This is a genomic window from Paenibacillus crassostreae, from assembly GCF_001857945.1.
In the GTDB taxonomy this organism is placed as follows: Bacteria; Bacillota; Bacilli; order Paenibacillales; family Paenibacillaceae; genus Paenibacillus_AQ; species Paenibacillus_AQ crassostreae.
The window spans coordinates 4254448-4276396 of sequence record NZ_CP017770.1 but is presented as its reverse complement, the minus strand read 5'-3'; the positions used below and the strand labels follow the sequence as shown (position 1 = coordinate 4276396).

Genomic DNA, 21949 nt, shown 5'->3' with positions numbered 1-21949 from the left:
TCTAGACATCATATTATTCAATCGAATTATTTACCTATTTCTAATGCCTTCATTAACATTGATTTAGACGCGTTTAGAGCAGTAAGGTTTGCTTCATAAGAGCGTGAGGCAGATATCATATCAACCATCTCTTTTGCAATATCAACATTTGGCATTAAAACATACCCCTCAGCATTCGCATCAGGATGAGTAGGATTATATACCGGTTTTAATTCCGTACTATCTTCTTGAATAGATTTCACTCTAACACCTGTTCCAATACCTTTAGCTGATTGATTACCCATTTGTGACTGAAGGTGATCGGAAAAGCTAGTTTCATTAGGTGTGAGGACAACCATTTTCCGACGATATGGAACAGCTTCCCCATTAACCACACTCGCTCTTGTCGTTTCAGCATTAGCAATATTAGAAGAAATAACATCCATTCGAAGTCTTTGAGCAGATAAGGCTGATGCACTAATCCCAAAACTGTTACTTATGGTCATTGTCTATTAGCTCCCTTGGACTGCTGTACGCATCATTTTTATTTTTTCATTCAACACTGATATATAGGAGTTATATCGTAGTTGATTATCCGCTAAGAGGGCCATTTCCTGTTCAACGTCGACATTATTCAAATTATTATTCATAACTGTCGTTGTATCCTGAGTGATAACTGGTGAAGGAATTTGTGTTGAGGGACCGATCGAAAAATGGCGATTGTCGGTCTTAATACCCCTAAGTACAGGCATATCTTCATTCATTTCTTTTTCCAACAAGCTTTCAAAAGACACTTCAGAACGTTTGAAATAAGGAGTTTCCTTATTGGCTATATTATTTGTAATGACTTGTTGCCTAGTATTTGATGCCTCTAATGCACCTTGTAATTTTTGAAAAGTCGTGCCACTCAACAAATTCAACAGTGTCCCCTCTTTCTGAAACTTTCCTTTTCATGTTTACATTTCATTTCACAAAACCTTTTAATGGTTTTTTTACACAATCTACTATACTAATTGTACTTCTACACAAAGTGCTACAAATCCTTTTTTTTCGACAATAATAGGTTCAAAATTCATAAAGATATTGGGTTTTTTTGAATGTTCAAGTATCTAGAATTAAAAATAATACAAGTTTATGTCGTATAGACTAAGTTTCTTAAATATTCGGGTTTTTTACAATAAGAAAAAAGCCCTATCTTTCGATCAATGAAGGACTATTTCCTTAGTAAATAACTTAAACTAACGCCTCTTTATTATTGTATATCCTAAATTAGCGAAAGAACAGGTCAAATTGTTTTTTTATTCCTTTATTTGTTAATAATTGTTGGGGCCTGATGAACAAATATGATTTTTACACCAAAAAAATAATAGGGCTATTTACCTATATCTATTAATAACTAACTCCTAAGTCAACATTTCTTAATTTTAATATTTCATCTCGCTATACCTATCAAGCTTTCGCTATGTGTTATACGCAAAAAAAAGCCGAGTTAACCTCCTTAAAGAAAGGAGGTTAACTCGGCTCTTAAGATTATAAAATATATTGACTTAAATCTCGGTCTTGTGCAATACTGGCCAGCTTCTCACGTACATATTCCGAAGTGATCGTCATACTTTCCAAGGATAGCTCAGGAGCTTCAAAAGAAAGATCCTCTAATAATTTCTCTAGTATGGTATGAAGTCTTCTAGCTCCAATATTCTCTGTATTCTGATTCACTGTAGCAGCCATTTCTGCAATGACATGAATCGCCGCTGAATCAAATTTAAGATCGATATCCTCCGTCTTAAGCAAATGAACATATTGCTTCGTCAATGCATTCTCTGGCTCCGTTAAGATGGATACAAAATCTTCTAGTGTTAGACTACTTAACTCAACACGAATCGGAAATCTACCCTGTAATTCTGGGATTAAGTCCGATGGCTTAGAAATATGAAAAGCACCTGCCGCAATAAAAAGTACAAAGTCGGTTTTAACAGGGCCATACTTCGTTATGATTGTAGACCCTTCTACTATTGGAAGTATATCACGTTGAACACCTTCACGAGATACATCTGGTCCGTTCCCTTTGCTTGAACTTGCCACTTTATCAATTTCATCAATGAATATAATACCCGATTGCTCAGCACGGTGAATAGATTCTGAAATAACATCGTCCATATCTATGAGTTTAGTCGCCTCTTCTTGGATCAGGACATCTCGAGCATCTTTGATTTGAAGCTTTCGTTTCTTTGTTTTGCGAGGGATAAGATTCCCTAACATTTCTTGCATATTCATACCCATTTGTTCATTTCCTTGCCCAGCAAACATATCCATCATCGGTGAACTTGAATCCTCAACATCAATTTCGATGCTATCGTTCTCTAAATTACCTGACAACAAATCAAATCTTACTTTCCTCCTGCGTTCAATAATGCTACTATCTTGTTCTTGTTCATCTGGCGGGTTCTGTTGATTATTATTCCCCCCAAATAGCATTTCGAATGGATTCCGCTGATTTTTAGAGTTAGACTTTGACGGTACAAGAATTTCAATAATACGTTCATTAGCCATTTCTACCGCTTGTTCATGGACTTTCTCCGTCCGCTCTGATTTCACCATACGAATCGATATCTCAACTAAATCTCGAACCATAGATTCTACATCACGTCCAACGTATCCAACCTCCGTGAACTTCGTTGCTTCAATCTTCACAAAAGGAGCATTGACCAACTTGGCGAGTCGTCTAGCAATTTCCGTTTTACCTACCCCTGTAGGACCAATCATCAGTATGTTTTTAGGAACTATTTCATCACGAACATTCTCAGGAAGCTTATTACGTCTATATCGGTTACGAAGTGCAACAGCTACTGACTTCTTAGCTTGCTTTTGTCCAACAATATATTTATCCAACTCCGCAACAATTTGTCTGGGCGTTAAAGATTGATTGCTCAACATCGTTTCCTCCACCCTATAGTGTATTATCACTTATTACTTACATACTTACAGTTCTTCTACCAAAATATTTCCATTCGTATAGACACAAATCTCAGAAGCAACTTTCAAAGCCTCTTGAGCAATATCTTTCGCTTCTAATTGTGGTGCATGTCTTTTGAGTGCTCTACCTGCCGCTAAAGCAAAATTCCCACCAGAGCCAATCGCGATCACATCGTCATCTGGTTCAATAATCTCTCCACCACCAGAAATCAGGAGCATTCCATCTTTATTTACAACGATCATCAATGCTTCTAATTTACGGAGAACACGGTCCTGCCGCCAATCTTTAGCTAATTCAACAGCAGCTCGTTGTAGATTACCATGATGTTCTTCCAACTTACCTTCAAATTTCTCGAACAATGTAATCGCATCAGCCACTGAGCCAGCGAATCCAGCAATTACCTGACCACGATATAGTCGTCGAACCTTCTTAGCTGTCATCTTCATAATTACACTCTCACCGAAGGTAACTTGACCGTCGCCAGCTATAGCTGCTTTACCATTATGTCTCACTGCACATATCGTAGTCGCATGAAATGATAGATCCATCCTAAGACCTCCTAATCAACTATATCGTTCTCTGTTTTGAATACTCGAATACTTTCAAGAGCCCTTTCAGCTAGAGCTTCATTCTTCTCTTTCTTATTACGAATCTTCTTACCTAAATTAGGCAGGAGTCCAAAGTTCGCATTCATGGGTTGAAAATGTTCCGGGTCCGCAGTCGTAATATACTGTGCCATACTTCCTAGTGTACTCAATTGTGGGAATACTAGACACTTCTGACCAAGAGCCATTCGCGCTGCATTCATACCCGCTATAAGACCCGAAGCAGCCGATTCAACGTAACCTTCCACTCCTGTCATCTGACCTGCAAAAAACAGCCTTTCATTGGTCTTCAATTGGTAGGTTGGCTGAAGAAGTTTTGGTGCATTAATAAATGTATTGCGATGCATCACACCATAGCGTACAATCTCTGCTTTCTCGAGCCCAGGAATCATTCCAAATACACGCTTTTGTTCACCCCACTTAAGATGAGTCTGAAAGCCAACTAAATTGTACAGTGTACCCGCAGCATTGTCTTGACGTAGCTGAACAACTGCAAACGGAAGCTCCCCTGTATGAGGATTCACTAGACCAACGGGTTTCATTGGACCAAACAGTGCCGTCTGTCTACCTCGCTTCATCATCACTTCAATCGGCATGCATCCTTCGAAATACAATTCTTTCTCAAAATCTTTGAGTTCTGCAACTTCAGCTGTTATTAAAGCCTCATAGAATGCATTAAATTCCTCTTCATTCATTGGACAGTTTAAATATGCCGCTTCTCCTTTATCATAGCGAGACGCTAAGTATACTTTATCCATATCAATGGAGTCCTTCTCTATGATTGGTGCTGCAGCATCATAGAAATAGAAATACTCTTCTCCCATTAATTCTTTAATCTTAGCAGCTAATGATGGAGAGGTAAGGGGTCCTGTAGCAACAACTACAATCTCCGTTTCAGGTATATGTGTAATTTCCTCATTAATGACTTCAATTAAAGGATGATTATGAAGAGTCGCAGTAATTTCACCTGAGAATCCATCACGATCCACCGCAAGCGCTCCTCCTGCAGGCACGGCATGTCTATCTGCAGATCCCAATACAAGAGAATTCAACATTCTCATCTCTTCTTTCAAAACCCCGACAGCATTTGTTAAACCGTTCGCTCGTAATGAGTTACTGCATACTAATTCTGCGAATTGATTCGTATGATGTGCTGGAGTTTTCACTACAGGCCGCATTTCATATAATCTTACAGGTACACCAAGACTAGCTATTTGCCATGCTGCCTCACTGCCTGCTAGTCCGGCTCCTATCACCGTTACCCTTTGTGTTTCTGTCAACTTCATTACCTCCTGAAAATAATCATTCTGCTAAATCGTCGTTGTCTTCTACTAATTCAACATGGTCGCAAACTGTACATTGAAGCTTATTCCCCTGTTTATTCCGTTTCTCAATCATCAGAGAGTTACATTTAGGACACGGTTTTATTGAAGGTCGATCCCACGATACAAAATCACATTCTGGATAATGATCACACCCGAAGAAAATCCGCCCTTTTTTGCTGCGTCTTTCAACGACATGGCCTTCCTTACATTTTGGACATGTAACGCCAATATCCTTAATGATAGGCTTCGTGGTGCGACAATCAGGGAATCCTGAACATGCAAGAAACTTACCAAATCTACCCATTTTATAGACTAGAAATTTACCACACTTTTCACAGACTTCATCAGAGACTTCATCTTCTATTTCAATCTCTTTCATCTCTTCTTCAGCTACAATAAGTCTTTTCTCGAAAGATTCATAAAATTCAGAAAGTACCTTAACCCAATCTTCAGAACCTTCACCAACATGATCCAAGTCTTCTTCCATATGTGCTGTAAATTCCACGTCTAGAATTTCCGGGAAGAATTGTTCCATTTGTTCGATAATTAGCTCACCTAACTCAGTTGGCATAAATTTCTTTTCTTCCATTGCAATGTACCCACGTCTTTGAATCGTCTCTAACGTCGGCGCATATGTACTGGGACGCCCTATTCCAAGCTCTTCAAGCGTCTTCACAAGACGAGCTTCTGTATACCTTGGTGGCGGTTGCGTAAAGTGTTGCTTAGGAGATATATCTTTTTTAGACAACTTATCCCCTGGTACAAGAGCAGGTAAAAATTTCTCATCATCTGTTGCTCCATCATCATTACCTTCAACGTAAACTTTAATAAACCCAGGAAAACGCACTTTAGATCCCACAGCTCGAAAAGTTACAGTTTTTGCCGAAATATCAACAGAAAGCGTATCCAGTATTGCTGATGCCATCTGACTAGCAACAGTTCGATCCCATATTAGTTTATATAATCTGAATTGATCGCGACTTAGATATGCCTTAACACTTTCAGGATCTCTTAGAATAGATGTCGGTCGAACTGCTTCATGGGCATCTTGAGCATTAGCAGATTTCTTAGTGAATTGACGTGGAGTCTCAGGTACAAATGCTTCACCATATTTGCTACCAATAAGTTCTTTAATCTCTTCCGCCGCAGAAGTAGCCAGTCTTGTTGAATCTGTACGCATATAAGTAATAAGACCCACGGTACCTTCTTTACCTAACTCAACACCCTCATATAGTTGCTGTGCAACTGACATCGTCTTCGCTGCGCGAAAATTCAGTTTTCTAGCAGCTTCTTGTTGCAATGAACTCGTTGTAAATGGTGCCGATGGATGCCGTTGACGTTCTTTCTCTTTAACCTCGCTAACCTTGTATGAAGCTCCTTTAATCTCATTCAAGATTTCTTGTACATCTGCTTCAGAGGATAGTTCCTTCTTCTCACCGTTAAGGCGGTGAAACTTTGCTTCAAAGGTCGTGTCACCTTTAGCCAATTGCGCAGTAATACTCCAATATTCTTCAGGAACAAAAGCATTAATCTCATTCTCACGATCCATAATAATTTTAACCGCAACTGATTGAACACGTCCTGCAGACAATCCCTTTTTGACTTTCTTCCATAATAGAGGACTAATCTTGTATCCAACTAATCGATCAAGAATTCTACGTGCTTGTTGAGCATTCACTAAATCCATATTAATTTTACGCGGTGTTTTAAAAGCATCTTTAACGGCCTGCTTCGTAATTTCATTAAATACGACACGACAATCTTGGGTCAGATCAACATCAAGCGCATGCGCTAAATGCCAAGCTATAGCTTCTCCTTCGCGATCCGGATCGGCTGCGAGATAGACATGTTTCACTTTTTTTCTAGCATCTTTCAATTCTTTCAATATTGAACCTTTTCCACGAATCGTAATATATTTTGGATTAAAGTCATTCTCAACCTCAACACCAATTTGACTTTTTGGTAAATCTCTGATGTGACCCATTGATGCTTTCACAATATATTTACTGCCTAAATATTTCCCAATCGTCTTCGCCTTAGCGGGCGACTCTACGATGACTAGCGAATCTGCTGCCATGAATCCATCTCCTCTCCAACAATCAGACGCTCAAATAACCATATTATATGATCTTATATATCGAACCAGGTAATTGGGTAATTTGCTTTTTTATGATTAAAGATAACAGAACTGAATGCAAATGTCCAAAATCCCAATGGCTTTGCTGTAATAATTGATCCACTGAAAACGGACCCTGCTCGAGTATATGGTATAGTTCAACCTCGTCTGTTGTCAAATCCTCATTTAATAATTGATTACTTTTCTTTTGGATCTGACTACTTAACCTATCGTCATTTGTTATTGCCTGAGACAGATGGGATTCATACTCTTCCAATATATCTTTTCCACAGGTGACCATTTTCGCACCCTGCTTAATCAAATGAAGTGCTCCTCTACTTTTAGGTGAGGTCACAGGACCAGGGACTGCAAAGACATCACGTCCCGCATCCATTGCTGCATCCGCAGTGATTAGTGAACCACTCCGAGTATCTGCCTCAACTACCAAAGTTCCGACACTCAGACCCGCAATAATACGATTACGTTGAGGAAATAGCCCAGGATGTGACGGGGTTCCTAGCGGATATTCCGTTACAATTAGTCCTTGCTTTACAATTCTTTCGAACAATGAGCGATTCTCCGCAGGATATATAACATCCATTCCCGTACCCATCACGGCAATGGTATTTCCACCGCAACCTAATGCTGCCTCATGACAGGTACTATCAATCCCTTTGGCCATACCACTAATTACGGTAACTCCAGCATCACATAATTCTTCCGCTAATACTGAACCTACCTTTCGTCCATAAGCAGTAGGAATCCGAGTGCCTACCATTGCCACACCAAGAGTATGCAGTAATTCCTGCCGACCAAGGCAGTAGAGAACCCAGGGTGGTTGATGGCTTTCTTTCAATAAAGTTGGATAGTTCTCATCAAATATTGTTATGGCTTCAATACCTCGATCTGTAAGCTGTCTCGTTTGCCTCTCGATGACTTCTTTCGACAATCCTCTAACTACAGATTCTGCCTTATCTGGCCTTAATCCAACATTCACCCAATCAAGGGTACTATAATTCATCATTTGATAAGATAAATCGCCAATCTTCAACAAGCCATCAATACTATTCCACCCAATTCCCTCACACTCATGTAATGCCATAAGCATCATTCTTTCTTCCATTCTTCTCATAATGACCTCCTCATAATAAATTACTCATTTCATTCATTCAAATCATGAACGATGATCACGCAAAAAAAGCAACCTTTCATTCCGTCAAGTGGGAATAAAAGGTTGCTTACCTTATTAAATACATTATACAGATGCAGGATTAATGTGTCATGCACTTATCTAAAATACCACGTTCTTCTAAAACGCTAAGTAATGTAGAACCCATTTCTGATGGCGTTGGTGCGACCTTAATGCCACACTCCTCCAACTTAGAAATCTTCTCAAGCGCTGTTCCCTTACCTCCAGAGATGATCGCTCCAGCGTGACCCATCCGCTTGCCTGGTGGTGCAGTTACACCACCTATAAAGCCAACTACAGGCTTCGTCATATGATCCCGGATCCATTCTGCCGCTTCTTCTTCTGCAGTTCCACCGATTTCACCAATCATAATGACAGCATGCGTATTGGGATCTTCATTGAATAGATGTAGGATATCGATAAACTCAGATCCCTTCACCGGATCACCACCGATTCCAACTGCTGAGGATTGTCCAATACCACGAGTTGTTAATTGATGCACTGCTTCATATGTCAAGGTACCACTTCTAGACACAACACCTACATGTCCGGCACGATGAATATAACCTGGCATAATTCCAATCTTACATTCACCTGGAGTAATGACGCCTGGGCAGTTCGGACCGATTAATACGGTTGGCTTACCTTCAAGATATCGAGAAACCTTAATCATATCCAGCACTGGAATCCCTTCTGTAATACAAATCACAAGATCCAGTTCTGCATCAATAGCTTCAAGGATCGAGTCCGCCGCAAAAGCAGGTGGAACATAGATTACACTGGCAGTTGCCCCTGTCGCTTGTTTCGCTTCAATCACAGTATTGAATACCGGTAAGCTTACTGTTTGTCCGTTCTCCAATGTAATATCTACATTAGTCCCCCCCTTACCCGGAGTTACACCACCTACCATTTGGGTACCATAATCCAAAGCACCTTTGGTATGAAATAGACCTGTAGAACCCGTAATACCTTGAGTAATAACTTTGGTATGTTTATCGACTAAAATGCTCACGATTACTTCACATCCCCTATCGATTAAAAGTTATTGTACGAGCGAGATAATCTTCTGAGCGCCATCCGCCATCGAATCCGCTGCTACAATATTAAGTCCCGACTCCGCTAAAATTTTCTTACCAAGATCAACATTGGTTCCTTCTAAACGCACTACGAGAGGACGTGTTAATCCGATTTGTTTGGCTGCTTCAACTACACCGTTAGCGATAACATCACAACGCATAATACCACCAAATATATTAATGAATATTCCCTTTACCTGTTCATCAGATAGAATTATTTTGAATGCTTCTGTAACCTTCTCCGTCGTTGCACCGCCCCCAACATCGAGGAAGTTCGCCGGTTCTCCACCATAATATTTAATAATGTCCATGGTAGCCATGGCAAGACCAGCACCATTTACCATGCAACCAATATTACCGTCAAGAGAAATATAACTTAAATCATATTTAGAAGCTTCGATTTCTTTGATATCTTCCTCATCTAAATCACGAAGTTCCTGAATATCTTTATGCCGATATAGTGCATTGGAATCGAAATTCAACTTAGCATCTAACGCCATAACATCACCATCACCTGTAATGACAAGTGGATTGATCTCAGCGATTGAACAGTCCTTATCTACGAAAGCATGATATAAAGCTGTCATAAATTTGGCAGTCTTATTCACGAGTTCGTTCGGAATGTTAATGGCATAAGCTAATTTGCGAGCTTGGAACATTTGTAAACCAATAGCAGGGTCAATCACTTCTTTAAAAATTTTCTCAGGCGAGTTTTCAGCTACTTCTTCTATCTCAGTTCCGCCCTCTTCGGATGCCATCATGACTACTCTACCAGTAACACGATCTACTACGACACCTACATAATATTCTTTACGAATATCACAGCCTTCTTCAATTAAGAGTCGCTTCACCTCTTTACCTGCTGGTCCTGTTTGATGAGTTACTAAGACTTTCCCGAGAATATCCTGCGCATACGTACGAACCTCGTCCAGGTTTTTGGCTACTTTAACACCGCCAGCTTTTCCCCGACCTCCAGCATGAATTTGCGCTTTTACAACCACAACCGGGCTACCCAGTGATATCGCGGCTTCTACCGCTTCTTCTACTGTGTAAGCTACTTTTCCATTAGGAACGGAAACGCCATACTGTTTCAATACTTGCTTTCCTTGATATTCATGGATATTCATTAACAAATCCTCCTATCAACATGACTACAACAAGTCGACTCTCCCGAGTAGAACTGGCAATACCATCGTCTTAAACAGACGATGCGAGAAACTTAAGATAAGTACACTGTTAAATGTAACCTTCTTATATTCTTATTGGAAATAACATAAATCAATTACATTGTACCATGTTTTTAAAACGCTTTCCTTATTATAATCATCATTAATAGACACTCTTTTGATATCGGTTTCATTCCAATTTGCGAATGATTAATAAAATCTTGGAAAACTCGATTGACAAAACCCTCTATTCCTTCTAAGCTTTACGTTAGTGAAATGAAAAAAAGATTTTCTAAAAAAGGAAGCACCTTTTTTCTAATTAAGTATACGGTCCACCCGTATCCATTTATAGAAAAGAGGTGTCTTTACTTATGTACGGTAAAATGCATAGTGCATGTTTATATGGAATCGATGGCGTGATCATTCAAGTTGAGGTAGATATCTCTAATGGACTACCTCAAACTTCTATTATTGGCCTTCCTGATTCAGCTATTCGTGAAGCAGTTGAGCGCGTCCGGGCAGCAATCAAGAACTGCGGATTTCGTTTTCCTATGCAAAGAGTAACGATTAATCTAGCCCCTGCAGACCTACGCAAGGAAGGGTCAGCATTTGATTTAGCTATAGCACTCGGTATTCTAGTAACTAGTGAACAACTTATTCTCCCATCCGATCTCCGATTATTAATGATCGGTGAGCTGGCATTAGATGGAACATTAAGACCCGTATCTGGAGTTCTTTCGATGGTCGATCGAGCGAAAGAGGAAGGGTTCAATGCGGTGCTATTACCTGAAGAGAATCGCGCCGAAGCGGCTTTGATCAAAGATATTCATATCTTTAGTCTAGGACATTTAAGAGAATTACTATTTCCAAATGCTGTGCAACCTAAGACCGGCAGAAAGGAAACTGATCCTCCTGTCGTTCTTGATTCTTTGAATTTCCTCTTCAAACCTAATTCTTCTAGTCTTGTTTCGCCAAATTCTATAAATGAAACTAACAGTTATGAAGATTATAGCGATGTTTTGGGGCAACAGCATGTAAAACGAGCTATCACCATTGCAGCAGCTGGGATGCATAATATCTTGTTGATTGGTCCTCCTGGAACAGGAAAAACCATGCTAATTAAGCGCATTCCAACCATTCTCCCTTCCCTAACAGAACAAGAGTCTTTAGAGACAACCAAAATTTTTAGTGCTGCTGGTAAACTTAAGGAGCCTTCATCAGGATTACTGAAACAGCGTCCATTCCGCTCACCTCATCATACGATTTCAGCTGGTGGTCTCGTCGGTGGTGGAACTATTCCCAAACCCGGAGAGGTCAGTCTCGCTCACCGCGGAATACTCTTCCTAGATGAATTGCCAGAATTCTCCCGCAACGTACTGGAAGTATTACGGCAACCTCTCGAGGATCGCGCTGTTACGATCAGTCGCGCTCGAGCCGTGCATACTTTCCCGGCACATTTTATGCTCGCAGCTTCCATGAATCCCTGTCCTTGTGGATTTCTTGGGAGCGATCATCCTGAACAACGTTGTACATGTAGTAGTGCTCGTATTGCTCAATACCGAGCTAAAATATCTGGTCCTTTACTGGATCGCATTGACCTTCAAGTGGATGTTCCTAGACCTAAAGAATGGACTAAAGAAACATTTAGTTTATCTTCACAAGAAATGAAGGAACAAGTGATTCAAGCACATCAAATTCAGGTTCATCGATATCGAAATCTACCATTCTCATGGAATAGCGAATTGTCTGGGAGACATCTGCGTACCCACACCTCACTATCATCCGATACATCCACCATGCTCCAACAAACTATCGAGGCACTTGGACTCAGTATGCGGGCCTATGACAGAATTCTAAAACTAGCTAGGACCATAGCTGATTTGGATGGGAAAGACAACATTAAAACCTCACATGTTGCAGAAGCCATACAATATCGTAATTTAGATCGTGTGCAAAATGAGGTAGAGATATAGCCAAATAACTCTATTATTATTGTATTATCATCTGTTTGTAACTCATGAATATGGGGTAAACTGGGATTGGATACGCTTGATAATATGCAATTCAATACTTTTACACAATGAGTTCATGGAGGTTAGCTAATGGATACTCTAAACCACAATTCAAAAGATTGGACCCACTCTACTTACTTGGCCCGCAACTTATGGTGTGGGTTACTCTTTGGCCTCGGCCTTGTTTCCTTTATAGATGAAGTTGTTTTTCATCAACTCCTGCATTGGCATCATTTCTACGACAAGTCCACGACAGACATTGGGTTAGTCTCAGATGGTCTATTCCATGCTTTCAGTTGGTTTGCAACCATAAGTTCATCGTTTATGTTTGCAGACCTTCGTCGCCGAAATGCATTATCTCTCAGCAGGTGGTTGGGAGGGCTATTACTTGGAGGCGGTTTTTTTCAATTATACGATGGTATAATCCAACATAAGCTCATGAGAATACATCAAATTCGGTACAATGTAGATATTAGGGGATATGATTGGATATGGAATATCACTGCTAGTATCATGATCGTCATAGGCTTCATTCTTGTGCTTCGAACAAGACGAAATACCAAGAGTCAAATCATCAAATGAGTCATACTTACATCCATCATAGTGTTGTCAATTCATTTGATGTATTGTTGGTATCAACAATGATTCTGGCATCCATTTATTATATCTATGCCGCACATATCGTTCGTCATAATAAGCCGTGGCCGTTATACCGTACGATCTTCTGGTTAATGGGAATTCTCTGTTTAACATCAATGGTTGTGGGTCCCTTAGCACATCAGGCTCACGATGATTTTAGAGTTCATATGCTTGGTCATTTACTACTTGGAATGCTTGCTCCACTACTTCTCGTATTGTCCGCACCAATGACTCTTGCCCTTCGAACACTCCATGTGCAATTAGCTCGACGTATTTCTAGTCTTCTAAAAAGCTCATCCATGCGAATACTTATCAATCCTCTTAGTTCATCATTCCTAAATGTTGGAGGAATATGCTTATTATATACAACTAACCTATACGTAGTGATGCAACATAATATTATTGTACACTTGATCGTGCATATACATGTGTTTTTAGCAGGCTATCTCTATACTTTGTCCATAATATATGTTGATCCAACACCACATCGAACTAGCTTTGTTTATCGTGCCGTATGGTTGATCATTTCTATTGCAGGGCACGGAATATTGTCAAAATATATCTTTGCACACCCGCCGGGAAACGTTCCTGTAGCACATGCTGAAACAGCTGGAATCCTTATGTACTATGGTGGTGATGCCATCGAAATGGTTATCATTTTCATTTTGTGTTACCAATGGTATAAGGCCAGTCGGCCTCGAACATCATACACTATAGAACCACTTTTAAATTCATGACAATACCATGTTCAATTCATTTAAGGATTCAAAAAAAATGCAAACAAGTAGAAACGGCTACACCGTCCTTTTTAGCGCAAGATCTTATGATCTTGAACTTTTTTGCCTATACTAAAATGCTTCTGTAATATGCTCCAAACTAGATACCGACATATCCGGATTCAGATGGACAGCAATCACATCAAAGCGTATGTTGATAGATGAAAAATCTACCTGCTTATATAATAAATAGACTTCAGCTGTTTTCCGTACTTGATTCATCTTGTGCATATTTACTGACTCGGCAGGTGTCCCAAATCTAGAATTAACACTTCTACTACGCACTTCAACAAAAATAAGTGATTCTTGATATCGAGCCACAATGTCTATTTCACCACTACGACAACGCCAATTACGATCCACGATATCATATCCAAGTTGAGATAAGAAAGTAGCTGCATGCTCTTCTGCAGCTGCTCCTTTTCGCTTACGGGTGTCCTTTTTTTGTCCAGCATCATCCATTAGGATGTCTTCCTTCCTTAGCTAAGCTATCTGTACGATAAATATAAGAGAGCACCTCTGCTACAAGTTGATATAACTCAGCTGGGATTTGTTGATCCAGATCTAATTGAGACAAGACTTCAACTAAAGCTGCATCCTCCTGAACAGGAACACCATGTTCTTTTGCTCTCTCTAGAATAGTCTCTGCTAATCGACCTCGTCCTTTAGCAACAACGACAGGGGCATCACTCTCACCTGGTGTATATTTTAGTGCAACAGCTCTCTTCTTCGAGAGAGCTAGTTCCTCATCAGACATTTTATTCATATACGCATGTCCACCCCTTTATATGTTGGAGGTGTATATTCCGATGTTACACTACCTTGTTTACGATCGACTTCTGCGACAGTAGGAAGAGGTAACGGCTCCGTTTTCAGACTTAAAAGTTGATAACCAATGGATTGGATCGATTGAGATATTTCATCACGACGATCATCAATTAATGATGTCATCCATTCATTATCATTATGGATTTTCAAGCTGACAATTTTATCGACAACCTGAACATCTACAAGTGTCGTGCCAAGATGCTTCATCTCTAGGTCAAACCACAGACGGCAATTCGAAGCGTCTAGTTCGCCCTTCTTACCCCGCCGAGACTGAATATGTACCGATGCTGTCTCCTCGCCATCCTGACCATTTAAAGGAATAAACATCGTTACTTGAGCAAAAGGAGCCGTTCGATCTGTATTCAATAATAATTGTTGTCCAGTCATATGTTGAACTAGCTGTTGAGCAGCTTCTTTCAAAGCAGGAGGTAGATCATTTCGATCTAACATTTGTAGGAGCACGCCTTTTAAAGACTCCTGATTCATAGCCGTTACTTCTGCGTTCGCAATCACTCCAGCCCCAGTAGGCAAAGACGTCGTTGAACGGAGTAATTCGGCTGGTAAATCCTTCACTAAGGGTACTGCCGCAGTATCCTGTACATAAGTCGGTACAGGAATATAAGCTTGTGCTGCAGTCGGTAAACTATTGCTAGGAGTCACTGGAACTTGAGGCTGCGCTGTCGTTAATGGGATAGTAGTCTGCATCTGAGTCTGATTGGCTACATTTGTATTAGCTACTGTAGTTGCAGCAGGATTCGCTGCTGCTTGGGGTTGCTGTGGCACCGGGGTAACCACAGCGGTATTTCCTTGCTGCGCGTTCCCTGGCGCAGCTTGCCCCTGCTGCGCTTGCGGCGTCGCGCCACTGCGCAAGGCAAGTTGCTCGTGCTCCGCACCGAGCAACTTCAACATCTGCCCCACCCACGGTACTTCGCCGTGGGTCGGGGCAGATCGCAGCGAAGCCCCTGCGGGAGCTTCGCCCATGGTTGCCGCCGCTTGCGCAGCTGGCGGCACTGGAGCTGCTACCCCTCCGGGTGCAGCAGCCAACGATGCCGGCGGCGATGCCGCGCCGGTGGTGCTCCCGCCACTTGGCGAAGCCGTGGCGGGTTGCTCTTGTGCCGTCACGCTCTGCGACGGCAGAGTAGATTGCTGCGTGCCACGCACCTGCAGCAGCAAATCCTGCAGCTTCGCTAATAGCGGCTGCAGAGGAACATTCGTTGCGGTACTATTAGATGCCGCAACCCCGCTAGCTAGTGTCGCTCCCTGGCCAGTAGCACTACCAGATGCCACCTGATTAGGCTGAACTACTGATGAAGCAACAACTGATTCTGATTTCCCCGCGGTGCTTTGTCCACTCTGAGCTATCACTGCTCCCGCTCCTTGCGTTACAGCTGAACCATTCGCAACTTGAGTCCCTTTCGGCACTGAAGCTTCACCATTTGCAGATAGCAAGGTAAGTTGCTCACTGAGACCAGCCAATAACTGGTGTAGAGGAGGTCCAAATACAGCCTGCTGTAATCCTCTTACACTTTCACCAGTCATAGGTAATCCACGTTGAAAGGCAATCGCAGCCGATTGTAGCCACTGTTCCGCGGGGACTCCTACTGGTTTCTCTCGTAGAACAGCACTAAACAGTGCAACATTTTCTTTTGTAAGTGGTACACCACTAGACTGTAACGTTTGAAGCATCTGACGATTAGCTTTAGTATCTGTTAAACCAACTGCTTTCAAAACATCTCCCAACGTATTTGCAGGGATCGATTTATGTGGTGATTCCGTTAGTGGTTTAAGGACCAACATTCCTTCTTCTCCTGGAGGCTGTACTTGCAATAAAGTTGCTTGACCTTGTTGTAGAGGAGTTTCAACTTTTGCATGCACCTTCACCCCCTGAATTTGAATTTCAGCTTCTTTCCCATCCTCAGAGACACTTAGAACAACCCCACGTACCACCTGCCCAGTCTTGACATCTAACTGTTTGGAATCCCCTACTTTCGTGTCACCTAGCAATCCGCGGATTAATGATCCAATATTCACAATAGTTCCTCCGTTTTCAAATCGCTCTTTCTATCTTTATCGGTGTTAGACCCACTTCAAATAAATATTAAAATAAAGTCGGCTGTTCAGCTAGAAGATTGTTCAAAAAACTACGCCGATGCATCGGCGTAATTCCTAGATTCGTAATTTGTTCTCTATGCACCTTCGTCGCATATCCTTTATGAACAGCAATTCCATAGTCGGGATACATCGATTCCCAAGCTCCTTCACAAAGCCGATCACGTGTTACTTTAGCTATAATCGACGCCGCGGCAATAGACTGGCTATTTGCATCTCCTTTTACAATAGCAAGTTGAGGTATTTCAACTTGGATTTTCTCTGCATCTACCAGTAAGAAATCAGGATTAATAGATAAAGACTCTATTGCCCTTTTCATCGCTAATCTTGATGCTTGCTTTATATTAATGTTATCTATGGTTTGGGCATCCACATGTCCCACACCTACAGCCAGAGCCTTCTCCATAATAACAACATAGAGAGCATCTCGTTTTTTCGCACTTAATTTCTTAGAATCATTTACTCCCTCTATTTGAAGCCCTTGGGGTAGAATTACCGCTGCTGCGACAACATCACCAAATAGACATCCTCGTCCTACTTCATCAACCCCTGCTATATGTTGATAGGATTGTTCCCAGTAAAGATTCTCATATTGAAGCATATCAACAACGATTATGCTCTTTTCCCCAACCATTCCAATCACCATAATCCTTTCACTCATCATTCTGATCTATAGAATTCATAATATGAAATAATACTTAGCTTACCATATCAACAACGTAAAAAGGCATTGATCTACTACAAAAGTAGCAAATAAACGCCTTCTCATTATCTATAGCCATCTTATAAATTTCAATCTCATGTTAATGACATTATATTAATAGGGGGCTTCCATCGAGAACCGTCCTAATTTACCCGCACGAAGTTCTCGCAGAATAAGTCCACAGGCTTTCTCCAAATCGACTCTACCACCACTAACAATACAACCACGTTTTCGGCCAATTTCTTCCATGATCTCTACAATTTCATCTGGTTCATTCGATCCCGTTGGCTGTTCACTTTGCAGATCAAAGCGCTCTTTAAAAGGACCCCAATAATATTTCGTGATGTATTTCAACCCGAAAAATGCGACATCCTCAACATTGAGAATTTCAGCTTTAATTGCTCCAGTTACGGCAAGACGATATCCTACATTCATATCTTCAAACTTAGGCCACAGAATCCCTGGAGTATCCAGCAATTCCATCTCTTTGCCAACTTTTATCCACTGTTGACCTTTTGTAACCCCTGGACGATCACCTGTTAGTGCAACACTACGTCCAGCGAGGCGGTTTATCAATGTTGACTTACCTACGTTCGGAATACCCACGATCAAAGCTCGAATTGCTCTTGGATTTATCCCTTTTGAAATCTGCTTATCGATTTTTGCTTTTAACAATAATTTTAATTGTGTAGGAATTTCTTTTATCCCTGTACCCGTTGATGCATCAACAGGAAATGCCACTTGTCCTTGCTTTTTAAAGTAGTCTAACCACTCTTTTGTCACTTCTCCATCTGCTAAATCCGCTTTATTCAAAACAATGAGTCGAGGTTTTCCCTGCAGAATCTCGTCAATCATTGGATTACGACTAGAAAGCGGAAGACGTGCATCAACCAACTCAATAACAGCATCAATTAATTTTAATTGCTCTTGAATTTGGCGGCGTGCTCTGGTCATATGACCTGGGAACCACTGAATCGACACCGTCATCACCTCATCTTTTTTACCACAACTACTCCATCAACTTCATGGGTTTAATGGTTGATCCATTCAATATCTTTCACTGGCCAAAAAATCACATCTGCTCTGCCTACAATATCACCTAGCGGCACATAGCCAATCATCCGGCTATCCGTACTGTCTGAACGGTTGTCTCCCATAGCAAATATATGACCTTCAGGGACAGTACCATCTGGGAAGCTCTCATTAGGAAAATTTTTATTATTATATGTCAGGTTTTGTTCATGTCTGCTATCGATTTCAGCTTGTATGTAGGGTTCATCAATAGCTTCTCCATTAATGTAAACTGTATCCCCTTCAACCTTCACTGTATCACCAGCAACACCTATTACTCGTTTAATAAAGTCTCTACCTTCCGAAGGGACATGAAAGACTACCACTTCGCCCCTCTCAGGCTCACGAATATCAAAAAGGATTTCATTTACAATCAAACGTTCTCCCGTATGAAAATTAGGTTGCATCGAAGGTCCATCTACAATAAATGGTTTAAAAAGTAACCAACGAATGAGAACCACTAGAATAATAGCGATTACGATCGCCTTTATCCATTCGACTACTTCATTATTTCCTTGTTTCGATGATTTATCATCACGATCTTTAATCTCAGCTGTGTCCTGCTGAATATCCAAGTCCTGCTGCATCATTCATCGCCCTCTCTTATACCAAATTTAATAAAATGCGTAGGGGATGGCATTTTCGCTATTTTTTTGAAAAGAAAAGCTCCTTAACGGAGCTTCGTCGCCTAATGAATGTAGGCATAGTTCATCCGTATGCCCTATTTATACTAAAACGAAAGGGACTTGAAATCAAGCCCCTTAACGTTGTCCGTTTATTAACGGCGCATTTCTTTAATTCTTGCAGCTTTACCGCGTAGTTCACGAAGATAAAAGAGTTTAGCACGACGAACTTTACCACGACGAGCCACTTCAATTTTCTCGAGCTTAGGCGAGTTAAGTGGGAATGTTCTTTCCACACCAACACCGTAAGAAATTTTACGTACTGTAAAAGTTTCTCCGATTCCGCCACCACGACGTTGAATAACAACACCTTCGAACAATTGGATACGCTCACGTGATCCCTCGATAACTTTTACATGTACTTTCAAAGTATCTCCAGGGCGAAAGTTTGGCAAATCTGTGCGAAGTTGTTCTTGAGTAATCGCTTGTAGGATATTCATATTAGAATTCCCTCCTTCCATACAGGTGTTCTTGCTTCTTCCGGAGAAATCTATATTCTCCCTCATTATTGACAGAGGACCACCGTAGTCATACACAACAGCATTTATTATATCATATCTTTTAATCTACTTGCAAGAAGTTTCGTATTTATACCTGTTTCAAAAACTCTACAATCGTGAGAAGTCCTTTATCAAAGTTATCCAAGTTGAAATGTTCATTGGGTGCATGTAGATTCTCATCTGGCAAACCAAAGCCCATCAAGACAACAGGAACATTTAATACCCGTCCAAATGTTTCAACGATGGGAATAGATCCACCATCTTTCGTCAACACAGGTCGAACTCCATATACATGATTAAATGCATCTGACGCTTTCTGTAACATTGGTGTTGTAGTATCCATTGTAAATGGATTTCCCTTTTCTCGTTGAATAACTGACACCTTAGCACCAACAGGTACATTCGCATGAATATGCCGCTCAATTTTATCAAGAATATCTTGTGGCTTCTGATAACCTACAAGACGACAAGTAATCTTTGCATGAGCTTCTTTCGGAATAACGGTCTTCGACCCTTCACCTTGAAAACCACCATATACTCCATTTAACTCTAGTGTAGGACGAGCTCCAGTTCTTTCAACAAATGTGTATCCTTCTTCTCCATAAAGAGCATCCAGACCTAACGATTGTTGCAATTTATTCTCATCAAGCGATTGTTTCACAAATTCAGCTCGCATCTCAGGTGAAAGCTCAGGTACATCCTCATAGAACCCTTCTACATTCACACGACCTTGATCATCATGAAGCGTAGACAGTAGAGTTACAATTGCATGGAGTGCGTTAGGAACACCCCCACCAAAAGTACCCGAATGTAGATCAGTATTCGCCGTTGTAACTTCAACATCTAATGAGCATAATCCACGTAGTCCGACACAAATCGCTGGCTTGCCTTTTTCAAGAAGTGATGTATCTGAAATGATTACCACATCAGCAGCTAATTCCTCACGACGTTGTTCCAAGAAAGAAGGTAGGTTCGGACTTGTTACTTCCTCCTCACCTTCGATACAGAATTTAATATTAACAGGAAGCTCTTTTTCTTGTTTGAGTATCGCTTCAACGGCCTTAATATGTAAAAAGACTTGGCCTTTATCATCCGTAGCGCCACGTGCATAAATTTTATCTCCACGAATCGTTGGTTCAAATGGAGGCGTCTCCCACAAATGAAGAGGGTCAACCGGTTGTACATCATAATGTCCATACACAAGTACAGTAGGCTTACCTGGAGCATGTAAATGATCTGCTGTTACTATAGGATGACCTTCAGTTGGATGAATCGTTATATTCTCAAGACCAGCTTTTGCTAAAGAATCGGCTAACCAATCCGCTGCTCGTAATACATCAGATTTATGTTCAGACAGAGCAGAAATACTCGGTATAGATAACCATTCTTTCAATTCGTTTAAATGTTGTTCTCTTTGATTTTCAAAATAGACTTGATAATCCATCTTGTTCCTCCCTTTCACTCTTATGATTGTTCTGAAGTTCCTGCAGATATTTCTTATCCTGATCTGAAAGTTCAAGTTTATCTAAAAGGTCAGGACGACGTGTAAACGTACGCTTTAGAGCTTGCTGCCTACGCCACACTTCAATATTCGCATGATGACCACTTAATAGCATATCTGGTACCTTCCAACCACGGAATTCAGCAGGTCGTGTATAATGCGGATATTCAAGCAATCCTGTACTGAACGAATCTGTCACAGCTGACATCTCATTTCCCAATACACCGGGTAATAACCTTACAACAGCATCAATTACGGTCATCGCAGGTATCTCACCACCCGTGAGAACATAATCTCCTACAGAAAGTTCATCTGTTACTAAATACTCACGAATTCGTTCATCATACCCTTCATAATGTCCACATATAAAGATAAGATGTTCCTCTTGTGCTAATTCTTCCGCCTTCTTTTGTGTAAAGGTTTCTCCTTGTGGACACATCAGAATAACACGTGGTGGTTTAGGACTTGAAGTCACAACATGCTCGACCGCAGCAAATATAGGTTCGGGCTTCAACACCATTCCCCCGCCACCACCATATGGCGTATCATCAACAGTATGATGTTTATTCAAGGAAAAGTCTCTAAAGTTAATTGCGTTTAAAGAGACAATCCCTTTCTCATTCGCCTTACCCAAAATACTGCTCTCAAACACACCTGTGAACATCTCAGGGAATAGGGTCAGAACATCTACCTTCAT

Annotated in this window: 21 protein-coding genes; 3 read left to right on the top strand and 18 right to left on the bottom strand. The window is 40.9% G+C overall.

Annotated features, from left to right (window positions below; all coding sequences use genetic code 11):
- Positions 1 to 26: 26 nt before the first annotated feature.
- The 9 genes from flgC to sucC all read right to left on the bottom strand — a co-directional run bounded on the left by flgC (position 27) and on the right by sucC (position 10391).
- Positions 27 to 485: a flagellar basal body rod protein FlgC gene (flgC, locus tag LPB68_RS19810; protein WP_068655755.1), complete on the bottom strand. Its 459-nt coding sequence runs from the start codon at positions 483 to 485 to the stop codon at positions 27 to 29.
- Between the two features lie 6 nt (positions 486 to 491).
- Positions 492 to 899, bottom strand: coding sequence for a flagellar basal body rod protein FlgB (gene flgB, locus LPB68_RS19805; protein ID WP_068655757.1), 408 nt, complete (start codon positions 897 to 899; stop codon positions 492 to 494).
- A gap of 610 nt (positions 900 to 1509) precedes the next feature.
- The gene (gene hslU / locus LPB68_RS19800; protein ID WP_068656655.1) at positions 1510 to 2910 is read right to left on the bottom strand and encodes an ATP-dependent protease ATPase subunit HslU; all 1401 of its coding nucleotides are present in this window, start codon (positions 2908 to 2910) and stop codon (positions 1510 to 1512) included.
- 48 nt (positions 2911 to 2958) lie between these two features.
- Positions 2959 to 3501: an ATP-dependent protease subunit HslV gene (gene hslV, locus LPB68_RS19795; protein WP_068655758.1), complete on the bottom strand. Its 543-nt coding sequence runs from the start codon at positions 3499 to 3501 to the stop codon at positions 2959 to 2961.
- 11 nt (positions 3502 to 3512) lie between these two features.
- Complete coding sequence (gene trmFO / locus LPB68_RS19790; protein WP_068655759.1) at positions 3513 to 4838, bottom strand: FADH(2)-oxidizing methylenetetrahydrofolate--tRNA-(uracil(54)-C(5))-methyltransferase TrmFO; 1326 nt, start codon at positions 4836 to 4838, stop codon at positions 3513 to 3515.
- Positions 4839 to 4860: 22 nt separating this feature from the next.
- Complete coding sequence (topA, locus tag LPB68_RS19785; protein WP_068655761.1) at positions 4861 to 6960, bottom strand: type I DNA topoisomerase; 2100 nt, start codon at positions 6958 to 6960, stop codon at positions 4861 to 4863.
- A gap of 43 nt (positions 6961 to 7003) precedes the next feature.
- On the bottom strand, positions 7004 to 8122 hold the full coding sequence (dprA, locus tag LPB68_RS19780) for a DNA-processing protein DprA (RefSeq protein ID WP_418303845.1): 1119 nt from the start codon (positions 8120 to 8122) through the stop codon (positions 7004 to 7006).
- Between the two features lie 148 nt (positions 8123 to 8270).
- Positions 8271 to 9200, bottom strand: coding sequence for a succinate--CoA ligase subunit alpha (gene sucD / locus LPB68_RS19775; RefSeq protein ID WP_068655764.1), 930 nt, complete (start codon positions 9198 to 9200; stop codon positions 8271 to 8273).
- A gap of 30 nt (positions 9201 to 9230) precedes the next feature.
- The gene (gene sucC / locus LPB68_RS19770; RefSeq protein ID WP_068655765.1) at positions 9231 to 10391 is read right to left on the bottom strand and encodes an ADP-forming succinate--CoA ligase subunit beta; all 1161 of its coding nucleotides are present in this window, start codon (positions 10389 to 10391) and stop codon (positions 9231 to 9233) included.
- 410 nt (positions 10392 to 10801) lie between these two features.
- Between sucC and LPB68_RS19765 the strand changes: the two genes are divergently transcribed.
- From LPB68_RS19765 to LPB68_RS19755, 3 genes are all read left to right on the top strand, one after another.
- Positions 10802 to 12403: a YifB family Mg chelatase-like AAA ATPase gene (locus LPB68_RS19765; protein ID WP_068655767.1), complete on the top strand. Its 1602-nt coding sequence runs from the start codon at positions 10802 to 10804 to the stop codon at positions 12401 to 12403.
- A gap of 129 nt (positions 12404 to 12532) precedes the next feature.
- Entirely contained in the window at positions 12533 to 13024 is a 492-nt protein-coding gene (locus LPB68_RS19760) for a DUF2243 domain-containing protein (RefSeq protein WP_068655769.1), read from the top strand.
- A complete protein-coding gene (locus LPB68_RS19755; RefSeq protein WP_068655771.1) occupies positions 13021 to 13818 on the top strand; it encodes a cytochrome c oxidase assembly protein in 798 nt (265 codons plus the stop codon). Before LPB68_RS19760 ends, LPB68_RS19755 begins: the two co-directional genes overlap by 4 nt.
- A 111-nt stretch (positions 13819 to 13929) precedes the next feature.
- On the opposite strand, the gene LPB68_RS19750 is transcribed toward LPB68_RS19755, so the two are convergent.
- The 9 genes from LPB68_RS19750 to trmD form a co-directional block, all read right to left on the bottom strand.
- Complete coding sequence (locus LPB68_RS19750; protein WP_068655773.1) at positions 13930 to 14319, bottom strand: YraN family protein; 390 nt, start codon at positions 14317 to 14319, stop codon at positions 13930 to 13932.
- Positions 14312 to 14614, bottom strand: coding sequence for an EscU/YscU/HrcU family type III secretion system export apparatus switch protein (locus tag LPB68_RS19745; protein ID WP_418303844.1), 303 nt, complete (start codon positions 14612 to 14614; stop codon positions 14312 to 14314). The genes LPB68_RS19750 and LPB68_RS19745 overlap by 8 nt, the downstream gene beginning before the upstream one ends.
- A 5-nt stretch (positions 14615 to 14619) precedes the next feature.
- A complete protein-coding gene (locus LPB68_RS19740; protein ID WP_068655777.1) occupies positions 14620 to 16716 on the bottom strand; it encodes a mediator complex subunit 15 domain-containing protein in 2097 nt (698 codons plus the stop codon).
- Between the two features lie 67 nt (positions 16717 to 16783).
- Positions 16784 to 17440 carry a ribonuclease HII gene (locus LPB68_RS19735; protein ID WP_237087900.1) on the bottom strand — a complete coding sequence of 219 codons (657 nt, stop codon included), beginning with the start codon at positions 17438 to 17440 and terminating at the stop codon, positions 16784 to 16786.
- A 171-nt stretch (positions 17441 to 17611) separates the two neighbouring features.
- Complete coding sequence (ylqF, locus tag LPB68_RS19730) at positions 17612 to 18478, bottom strand: ribosome biogenesis GTPase YlqF (protein ID WP_068655779.1); 867 nt, start codon at positions 18476 to 18478, stop codon at positions 17612 to 17614.
- 50 nt (positions 18479 to 18528) lie between these two features.
- Positions 18529 to 19155, bottom strand: coding sequence for a signal peptidase I (lepB, locus tag LPB68_RS19725; RefSeq protein ID WP_068656659.1), 627 nt, complete (start codon positions 19153 to 19155; stop codon positions 18529 to 18531).
- A 191-nt stretch (positions 19156 to 19346) separates the two neighbouring features.
- Entirely contained in the window at positions 19347 to 19691 is a 345-nt protein-coding gene (gene rplS / locus LPB68_RS19720; protein WP_068655781.1) for a 50S ribosomal protein L19, read from the bottom strand.
- A 148-nt stretch (positions 19692 to 19839) separates the two neighbouring features.
- Positions 19840 to 21195, bottom strand: a complete 1356-nt coding sequence (locus LPB68_RS19715) for a dipeptidase (RefSeq protein WP_068655783.1) — start codon at positions 21193 to 21195, stop codon at positions 19840 to 19842.
- Complete coding sequence (gene trmD, locus LPB68_RS19710) at positions 21173 to 21949, bottom strand: tRNA (guanosine(37)-N1)-methyltransferase TrmD (protein WP_068655785.1); 777 nt, start codon at positions 21947 to 21949, stop codon at positions 21173 to 21175. The genes LPB68_RS19715 and trmD overlap by 23 nt, the downstream gene beginning before the upstream one ends.

Coding starts and splice junctions, on each gene's coding strand:
- flgC (WP_068655755.1), bottom strand. CDS start 485: ATGACCATAAGTAACAGTTTTGGGATTAGTGCATCAGCCTTATCTGCT.
- hslV (WP_068655758.1), bottom strand. CDS start 3,501: ATGGATCTATCATTTCATGCGACTACGATATGTGCAGTGAGACATAAT.
- topA (WP_068655761.1), bottom strand. CDS start 6,960: ATGGCAGCAGATTCGCTAGTCATCGTAGAGTCGCCCGCTAAGGCGAAG.
- dprA (WP_418303845.1), bottom strand. CDS start 8,122: ATGGAAGAAAGAATGATGCTTATGGCATTACATGAGTGTGAGGGAATT.
- sucC (WP_068655765.1), bottom strand. CDS start 10,391: ATGAATATCCATGAATATCAAGGAAAGCAAGTATTGAAACAGTATGGC.
- LPB68_RS19765 (WP_068655767.1), top strand. CDS start 10,802: ATGTACGGTAAAATGCATAGTGCATGTTTATATGGAATCGATGGCGTG.
- LPB68_RS19760 (WP_068655769.1), top strand. CDS start 12,533: ATGGATACTCTAAACCACAATTCAAAAGATTGGACCCACTCTACTTAC.
- LPB68_RS19755 (WP_068655771.1), top strand. CDS start 13,021: ATGAGTCATACTTACATCCATCATAGTGTTGTCAATTCATTTGATGTA.
- LPB68_RS19750 (WP_068655773.1), bottom strand. CDS start 14,319: ATGGATGATGCTGGACAAAAAAAGGACACCCGTAAGCGAAAAGGAGCA.
- LPB68_RS19745 (WP_418303844.1), bottom strand. CDS start 14,614: ATGTCTGATGAGGAACTAGCTCTCTCGAAGAAGAGAGCTGTTGCACTA.
- LPB68_RS19735 (WP_237087900.1), bottom strand. CDS start 17,440: ATGGTGATTGGAATGGTTGGGGAAAAGAGCATAATCGTTGTTGATATG.
- lepB (WP_068656659.1), bottom strand. CDS start 19,155: ATGCAGCAGGACTTGGATATTCAGCAGGACACAGCTGAGATTAAAGAT.
- rplS (WP_068655781.1), bottom strand. CDS start 19,691: ATGAATATCCTACAAGCGATTACTCAAGAACAACTTCGCACAGATTTG.
- LPB68_RS19715 (WP_068655783.1), bottom strand. CDS start 21,195: ATGGATTATCAAGTCTATTTTGAAAATCAAAGAGAACAACATTTAAAC.
- trmD (WP_068655785.1), bottom strand. CDS start 21,949: ATGAAGGTAGATGTTCTGACCCTATTCCCTGAGATGTTCACAGGTGTG.